The organism is Pantoea sp. C2G6 (assembly GCF_051336815.1).
Classification (GTDB): domain Bacteria; phylum Pseudomonadota; class Gammaproteobacteria; order Enterobacterales; family Enterobacteriaceae; genus Pantoea.
The window spans coordinates 21017-28284 of record NZ_JBGMNJ010000022.1 but is presented as its reverse complement, the minus strand read 5'-3'; the positions used below and the strand labels follow the sequence as shown (position 1 = coordinate 28284).

General features: G+C 51.6%; 14 protein-coding genes and 1 pseudogene. 14 read left to right on the top strand and 1 reads right to left on the bottom strand.

Annotation, left to right across the window (positions count from 1 at the left end; genetic code table 11):
• The 3 genes and pseudogenes from ACCW71_RS19820 to bfr all read left to right on the top strand — a co-directional run.
• Positions 1–75, top strand: a pseudogene (locus ACCW71_RS19820) (EF-Tu/IF-2/RF-3 family GTPase); the annotation flags it as partial.
• Between the two features lie 169 nt (positions 76–244).
• A complete protein-coding gene (gene bfd, locus ACCW71_RS19815) occupies positions 245–439 on the top strand; it encodes a bacterioferritin-associated ferredoxin (protein WP_436374301.1) in 195 nt (64 codons plus the stop codon).
• 99 nt (positions 440–538) lie between these two features.
• The gene (gene bfr / locus ACCW71_RS19810; RefSeq protein WP_436374295.1) at positions 539–1012 is read left to right on the top strand and encodes a bacterioferritin; all 474 of its coding nucleotides are present in this window, start codon (positions 539–541) and stop codon (positions 1010–1012) included.
• On the opposite strand, the gene ACCW71_RS19805 is transcribed toward bfr, so the two are convergent.
• Entirely contained in the window at positions 999–1769 is a 771-nt protein-coding gene (locus ACCW71_RS19805) for a prepilin peptidase (protein ID WP_436374293.1), read from the bottom strand. The two genes, bfr and ACCW71_RS19805, sit on opposite strands and share 14 nt — an antisense overlap.
• Before the next feature lie 393 nt (positions 1770–2162).
• On the opposite strand from ACCW71_RS19805, the gene rpsJ reads away from it, so the two are divergent.
• The 11 genes from rpsJ to rpsQ are packed head-to-tail and all read left to right on the top strand — an operon-like array spanning position 2163 to position 7115.
• A complete protein-coding gene (rpsJ, locus tag ACCW71_RS19800) occupies positions 2163–2474 on the top strand; it encodes a 30S ribosomal protein S10 (protein ID WP_001181005.1) in 312 nt (103 codons plus the stop codon).
• A gap of 32 nt (positions 2475–2506) precedes the next feature.
• Positions 2507–3136 carry a 50S ribosomal protein L3 gene (rplC, locus tag ACCW71_RS19795; protein ID WP_337012452.1) on the top strand — a complete coding sequence of 210 codons (630 nt, stop codon included), beginning with the start codon at positions 2507–2509 and terminating at the stop codon, positions 3134–3136.
• A gap of 10 nt (positions 3137–3146) precedes the next feature.
• Positions 3147–3752 (top strand): 50S ribosomal protein L4, encoded by a 606-nt coding sequence (gene rplD, locus ACCW71_RS19790; RefSeq protein ID WP_243080099.1) that lies wholly within the window; start codon positions 3147–3149, stop codon positions 3750–3752.
• Positions 3749–4051: a 50S ribosomal protein L23 gene (rplW, locus tag ACCW71_RS19785; protein ID WP_003850708.1), complete on the top strand. Its 303-nt coding sequence runs from the start codon at positions 3749–3751 to the stop codon at positions 4049–4051. Before rplD ends, rplW begins: the two co-directional genes overlap by 4 nt.
• 17 nt (positions 4052–4068) lie before the next feature.
• Positions 4069–4890, top strand: coding sequence for a 50S ribosomal protein L2 (gene rplB, locus ACCW71_RS19780; RefSeq protein ID WP_008927137.1), 822 nt, complete (start codon positions 4069–4071; stop codon positions 4888–4890).
• A gap of 16 nt (positions 4891–4906) precedes the next feature.
• Complete coding sequence (gene rpsS, locus ACCW71_RS19775) at positions 4907–5185, top strand: 30S ribosomal protein S19 (RefSeq protein WP_001138115.1); 279 nt, start codon at positions 4907–4909, stop codon at positions 5183–5185.
• Between the two features lie 13 nt (positions 5186–5198).
• A complete protein-coding gene (gene rplV / locus ACCW71_RS19770) occupies positions 5199–5531 on the top strand; it encodes a 50S ribosomal protein L22 (RefSeq protein WP_046289651.1) in 333 nt (110 codons plus the stop codon).
• Positions 5532–5548: 17 nt separating this feature from the next.
• Positions 5549–6247, top strand: coding sequence for a 30S ribosomal protein S3 (gene rpsC / locus ACCW71_RS19765; protein ID WP_009087585.1), 699 nt, complete (start codon positions 5549–5551; stop codon positions 6245–6247).
• Between the two features lie 12 nt (positions 6248–6259).
• Positions 6260–6670 carry a 50S ribosomal protein L16 gene (gene rplP, locus ACCW71_RS19760; protein WP_008927134.1) on the top strand — a complete coding sequence of 137 codons (411 nt, stop codon included), beginning with the start codon at positions 6260–6262 and terminating at the stop codon, positions 6668–6670.
• Positions 6670–6861, top strand: coding sequence for a 50S ribosomal protein L29 (rpmC, locus tag ACCW71_RS19755; RefSeq protein WP_003850146.1), 192 nt, complete (start codon positions 6670–6672; stop codon positions 6859–6861). The genes rplP and rpmC overlap by 1 nt, the downstream gene beginning before the upstream one ends.
• Positions 6861–7115, top strand: a complete 255-nt coding sequence (gene rpsQ, locus ACCW71_RS19750; RefSeq protein ID WP_003850147.1) for a 30S ribosomal protein S17 — start codon at positions 6861–6863, stop codon at positions 7113–7115. Before rpmC ends, rpsQ begins: the two co-directional genes overlap by 1 nt.
• Positions 7116–7268 lie beyond the last annotated feature (153 nt).

Genomic DNA, 7268 nt, shown 5'->3' with positions numbered 1-7268 from the left:
GAAGGTCTGCGCTTCGCAATCCGCGAAGGTGGCCGTACCGTTGGCGCGGGTGTTGTTGCTAAAGTTATCGCTTAATTGTGATACCTGCTGTGGTCGTGCAAACGGCCACTGCAACAGAACAGAAAGAGCACTTCGGTGCTCTTTTTTTATTTAAAAAGCGGCATAACCCTGCAAAGGGTAGGTTTGTAATAAAAACGATTCGCATTTACACTGTGTGCAGAAAATGTACCAGAGTGATAAGAGAATGTACGTCTGCCTGTGTAACGCCATCAGTGATAAAACCCTTCGAGAAGTCGTGCGTCGCTATCAGCCTCAGTCTATCCAGCAGCTGCGTCAGTTTGTGCCGGTCGGCAAGCAGTGTGGCAAATGCATTCGCGCTGCGCGTGAAATCATGGACAACGAGTTGCAGCATGCACCGCTCTACAAAGAGATAGCCTGACTGACATCCCTGTGGGAATACCCACAATATCTATCGCGTTTTTTTGACTTCTTTTTAACCGCATCTACGCTCTAATAAAACAGACGCGGAGGGTTAACCATGAAGGGCGATATTAAAGTTATCAGTCATCTCAATAAACTGCTTGGAAATGAGCTGGTTGCCATCAACCAGTATTTTCTGCATGCGCGTATGTTCAGGAACTGGGGTCTGACGCGCCTCAATGATGTTGAATATCACGAGTCGATCGATGAGATGAAGCATGCCGATAAGTATATTGAACGCATTCTTTTTCTTGAGGGCATCCCTAATCTCCAGGATCTGGGCCGTCTGCGTATCGGTGAAGATGTTGAAGAGATGCTGGGCTCAGATCTTGCCCTGGAGCTGGAGGGCGCTAAAGATCTGCGGGAAGCTATCTCTTATGCGGATAAAGTTCATGACTATGTCAGTCGTGACATGATGATTGAAATCCTGGCGGATGAGGAGCACCACATCGACTGGATTGAGACCGAGCTTGAGTTAATCAGGAAGATGGGTATCCAGAATTACCTACAGGCGCAAATCAAACCAGAGTAAATCGGGTCTGTAGTACGATCGTTATCCAGCCCGCAATGGCCAGGAAAGGGCCAAACGGCAGCGGGCTATCTCCCTGATATAAATCCCGCCGTTGCAGGGCGATTGTCAGCAGCGCCAGTGAGGTGGCACCCACCGCGATAGCTGGCAACACCTGCCAGCCACAACAGGCGCCCAGCGCTGCAAAAAGCTTCATGTCGCCATAACCCACTCCTTCATATCCCCGCACATACCGATAGCTCCAGCCAAGCAGCCATAGCACGCTGTAGCCCGATAGCGCACCTGCTATGGCCGCAGCTTCGGTTCCACTGGTGGTGGCGTACGTTAATCCCAGCCAGAGCAGCAGATAATTGAGCGGGTCAGGTATGCAGAGATGCTGGCGATCGATGGCCGCCACCACCAGTAACAGGCTGGATGCAGCGACAACATAGAGAGCGGCGGCCAGGCTGGTAAAGCTGTGCAGCACCAGCAGACAAAGCAGAGCCATCAATGCTTCACAGATAAAGCTGTGGGCGCTGAAAGCGTGGTGGCAAAAGCGACACCGTCCTTTTAAGCGTGGCCAGCTTATCAGCGGCAGGGTATCGCGCCACCGCAGACGCCGCTGGCAATGGTCACAGCCTGAGGCGGGGAAACAGAGCGCCCTGAACCACGCGGCCGGTGAGGCAGAGGGCGTGAAGCGCTGGCAGGCCAGGGAAAGGAAACTGCCGGTCGCCGCGCCGCCAGCGAGAGTAGCGATAGAGGTCATCAGGTCAGGTAACATCAGCAGGCTCCGCAATAAAGGTTCTGCTCACTTTCAGCGCCAGAGAATTGCCTGTCATCCCGCAATGGATAACAGCGGAAATCATCTCGCAAAGGAGTAGTGGCTTTATCATTAAAGCGGCAGGGCGGTGCGACCCGGCTCTCAATGATGAGCCACTATTTCAGGACGAATACCGCAATGCGGGTTGCTTCCTGAACAGATTTACGTATAATGCGCGGGCCTGTAGATATTACAGGCGCGATTCGAGCAGAATCGCAGACGGCTGAAATTTAGGCCGCCTGACAATACTCCCAATTGGGGAGTTATATGCTGAACGATTACACTCTCCCATCAATCGTAATGGGTTCGAGTAGTAATTTTTTTCGTCTATAAAAAGTTTGGAGCTCTGGTCTCATGCAGAACCAAAGAATCCGTATCCGTCTTAAAGCGTTTGATCATCGTCTGATCGATCAATCAACCGCGGAAATCGTTGAGACCGCCAAGCGCACTGGTGCGCAGGTTCGTGGTCCAATCCCGCTGCCAACCCGCAAAGAGCGTTTTACCGTTCTGATCTCTCCGCACGTTAACAAAGACGCGCGTGATCAGTACGAAATCCGCACTCACAAGCGTCTGGTAGACATCGTTGAGCCAACTGAAAAAACGGTTGATGCTCTGATGCGTCTGGATCTGGCTGCCGGTGTTGACGTGCAGATCAGCCTGGGTTAATCAGGTCATCGAGCGATTGAGAGGTTGAAACAATGATTGGTTTAGTCGGTAAAAAAGTGGGCATGACCCGCATCTTCACTGAAGATGGCGTTTCTATCCCCGTCACCGTAATCGAAGTTGAAGCGAACCGCGTAACTCAGGTCAAAGGCCTGGAGAACGATGGTTACCAGGCAATTCAGGTTACCACCGGTGCTAAAAAAGCAAACCGTGTGACCAAACCTGAAGCTGGTCATTTTGCTAAAGCTGGCGTTGAAGCTGGCCGTGGCCTGTGGGAATTCCGCACCGCTGAAGGTGATGAGTACTCCGTAGGTCAGAGCATCAGCGTTGAGATTTTCGCTGAAGTTAAAAAAGTTGACGTAACCGGTACCTCTAAAGGTAAAGGTTTCGCCGGTACCGTTAAGCGCTGGAACTTCCGTACCCAGGACGCGACTCACGGTAACTCCTTGTCTCACCGCGTTCCGGGTTCTATCGGTCAGAACCAGACTCCGGGCAAAGTGTTCAAAGGCAAGAAAATGGCAGGTCAGCTGGGTAATGAGCGCGTAACCGTTCAGAGTCTGGACGTAGTACGTGTTGACGCTGAGCGCAACCTGCTGCTGGTTAAAGGTGCAGTTCCCGGTGCTACCGGTAGCGACCTGATCGTTAAACCAGCTGTGAAGGCGTAAGGGGATAGCAATGGAATTAGTATTGAAAGACGCGCAGAGCGCGCTGACTGTTTCCGAAACTACCTTCGGTCGTGATTTCAACGAAGCGCTGGTTCACCAGGTTGTTGTTGCTTACGCATCTGGCGCTCGCCAGGGTACTCGTGCGCAGAAAACCCGCGCCGAAGTAACCGGTTCAGGCAAAAAGCCATGGCGTCAAAAAGGCACCGGCCGTGCGCGTGCAGGTTCTGTAAAGAGCCCAATCTGGCGTTCAGGTGGCGTGACCTTTGCTGCGAAGCCGCAGGACCACAGTCAAAAAGTTAACAAAAAGATGTACCGCGGCGCGCTGAAAAGCATCCTGTCCGAACTGGTACGTCAAGATCGTCTGATCGTTGTCGAATCATTTGCTGTAGAAGCACCGAAAACCAAGCTGCTGGTACAGAAACTGAAAGACATGGCGCTGGAAGACGTGCTGATCATCACCGGTGAACTGGATGAGAATCTGTTCCTGGCTGCGCGTAACCTGTACAAGGTTGACGTGCGTGATGCAGCAGGTATCGATCCAGTTAGCCTGATCGCCTTCGACAAAGTCGTTATGACTGCTGATGCAGTTAAGCAAGTTGAGGAGATGCTGGCATGATCCGTGAAGAACGTCTGCTGAAAGTACTGCGCGCGCCGCACGTATCTGAAAAAGCATCTAGCGCGATGGAAAAAACCAATACCATCGTTCTCAAAGTTGCTAATGACGCGACCAAAGCAGAGATCGTTGCTGCTGTTGAGAAACTGTTCGAAGTAGAAGTTAAAGACGTAAACACCCTGGTTGTTAAGGGCAAAGTTAAGCGTCAAGGACAGCGTATCGGTCGTCGTAGCGACTGGAAAAAAGCTTACGTCACCCTGAAAGAAGGCCAGAATCTGGACTTCGCTGGCGGCGCTGAGTAAGTCGGAGGAGAAAGACAATGGCAGTTGTTAAATGTAAACCGACATCTCCGGGTCGTCGCCATGTAGTTAAAGTGGTAAACGCGGAGCTGCACAAGGGCAAACCATTTGCCCCGCTGGTAGAAAAAAACAGCAAATCCGGTGGCCGTAACAACAATGGTCGTATCACTACCCGTCATATCGGTGGTGGTCACAAGCAGGCTTATCGTATTGTTGACTTCAAACGCAACAAAGACGGTATCCCGGCAGTTGTTGAACGTCTTGAGTACGATCCGAACCGCTCTGCGAACATCGCACTGGTTCTGTACAAAGACGGCGAGCGCCGTTACATCCTGGCCCCTAAAGGCCTGAAAGCCGGCGACCAGATCCAATCTGGCGTTGATGCTGCGATCAAAGCAGGTAACACTCTGCCGATGCGTAACATCCCGGTGGGTTCAACCGTGCATAACGTAGAAATGAAACCAGGCAAAGGCGGTCAGATTGCTCGCTCAGCTGGTGCTTACGTGCAGATCGTTGCGCGTGAAGGTTCTTACGTTACCCTGCGTCTGCGTTCAGGTGAAATGCGTAAAGTCGAGTCTGACTGCCGCGCAACACTGGGCGAAGTCGGCAACGCTGAGCATATGCTGCGCGTTCTGGGTAAAGCTGGTGCAGCCCGTTGGCGTGGTGTTCGTCCGACCGTTCGTGGTACCGCGATGAACCCAGTTGATCACCCGCACGGTGGTGGTGAAGGTCGTAACTTTGGTAAGCACCCGGTCACTCCGTGGGGCGTTCAGACCAAAGGTAAGAAGACCCGTAGCAACAAGCGTACTGATAAATTTATCGTACGTCGCCGTAGCAAATAATTTTAGAGGATAAGCCATGCCACGTTCTCTCAAGAAAGGTCCTTTTATTGACCTGCACTTGCTGAAGAAGGTAGAGAAAGCGGTGGAAAGCGGAGACAAGAAGCCTTTGCGCACCTGGTCCCGTCGTTCAACGATCTTCCCTAACATGATCGGTTTGACCATCGCTGTCCATAATGGTCGTCAGCACGTTCCTGTCTTTGTTTCCGACGAGATGGTCGGCCACAAGCTGGGTGAATTTGCACCGACACGTACTTATCGCGGCCATGCTGCTGATAAGAAAGCCAAGAAGAAATAAGTAGGAGGAAGAGATGGAAACTATTGCTCAACATCGCCATGCTCGTTCTTCTGCTCAGAAGGTACGCCTGGTGGCTGACCTGATTCGCGGTAAGAAAGTGTCGCAGGCTCTGGATATTTTAACCTACACCAACAAGAAAGCGGCTGTACTGGTTAAGAAAGTCCTGGAATCTGCCATTGCTAACGCCGAACACAACGATGGCGCTGATATCGACGATCTGAAAATCACGAAAATTTTCGTAGATGAAGGTCCGACCATGAAACGCATTATGCCGCGTGCCAAAGGTCGTGCAGATCGCATCCTGAAGCGCACCAGCCACATTACTGTGGTTGTGTCCGATCGCTGAGACTCTGGAGACTAGCAATGGGTCAGAAAGTACATCCTAATGGTATTCGCCTGGGTATTGTAAAACCATGGAACTCTACCTGGTTTGCGAACACCAAAGAATTCGCTGACAACCTGGACAGCGATTTTAAAGTACGTCAGTTCCTGACTAAAGAACTGGCTAAAGCGTCTGTATCTCGTATCGTTATCGAGCGTCCAGCGAAGAGCATCCGCGTGACTATTCACACCGCTCGTCCTGGCATCGTTATCGGTAAGAAAGGCGAAGACGTAGAAAAACTGCGCACGGTCGTCGCGAATATCGCGGGCGTTCCTGCACAGATCAATATCGCTGAAGTCCGTAAGCCGGAACTGGACGCAAAACTGGTTGCTGATAGCATCACTTCACAGCTGGAGCGTCGTGTGATGTTCCGTCGTGCTATGAAGCGTGCGGTTCAGAACGCCATGCGTCTGGGCGCGAAGGGGATTAAAGTTGAAGTTAGCGGCCGTCTGGGCGGCGCCGAGATCGCACGTACCGAATGGTATCGTGAAGGTCGCGTGCCGTTGCACACTCTGCGTGCTGACATTGACTACAACACCTCTGAAGCGCACACCACTTATGGTGTAATTGGCGTTAAGGTATGGATCTTCAAAGGTGAGATCCTGGGTGGTATGGCTGCTGTTGAACAACCGGAACCGGCTGCTCAACCTAAAAAGCAGCAGCGTAAAGGCCGTAAGTAAGGAGAGTCGCTGATGTTACAACCAAAGCGTACGAAATTCCGTAAGGTGCACAAAGGCCGTAACCGCGGTCTGGCTGCGGGTACGGATGTCAGCTTCGGTACTTTCGGTCTGAAAGCTGTTGGCCGTGGTCGTCTGACTGCTCGTCAGATCGAAGCAGCACGTCGTGCTATGACCCGTGCAGTTAAGCGTCAAGGTAAGATCTGGATCCGAGTATTCCCGGACAAACCGATCACCGAGAAGCCGCTGGAAGTGCGTATGGGTAAAGGTAAGGGTAACGTGGAGTATTGGGTTGCCCTGATCCAGCCTGGTAAAGTCCTGTATGAAATGGACGGCGTACCAGAAGAGCTGGCCCGTGAAGCATTCAAGCTGGCAGCAGCAAAACTGCCTATCAAAACCACCTTTGTAACTAAGACGGTGATGTAATGAAAGCAACAGAGCTGCGTGAAAAAAGCGTTGAAGAGCTGAACACTGAGCTGCTTAATCTGCTGCGTGAGCAATTTAACCTGCGCATGCAGGCAGCATCTGGCCAACTCCAGCAGACTCATCTGCTGAAGCAGGTTCGCCGTGATGTTGCGCGCGTTAAGACTTTACTGACTGAGAAGGCGGGTTCGTAATGACCGATAAAATCCGTACTCTGCAGGGTCGTGTAGTAAGTGACAAAATGCAGAAATCTGCAGTTGTCGCTATCGAACGTTTCGTGAAACACCCGATCTACGGCAAATTCATTAAACGTACGACTAAGCTGCACATCCATGACGAGAACAATGAATGTGGAATTGGCGACGTGGTAGAAATCCGCGAATGCCGTCCACTGTCCAAGACTAAATCCTGGACCCTGGTTCGCGTAATTGAGAAAGCGGTTCTGTAATAAGAACGTTTTTTCTGAGAAACCCTCTGCTTCGGCAGGGGGTTTTTTTTTGCCTCTGGCTTGGGCTTGATCCATTTGTGCCGGTGGCAATGGAGATTTGATAGCGCTCACAAATTCGGCCGATCCTCAGGACTATGCTGCGACTCTTCAGGC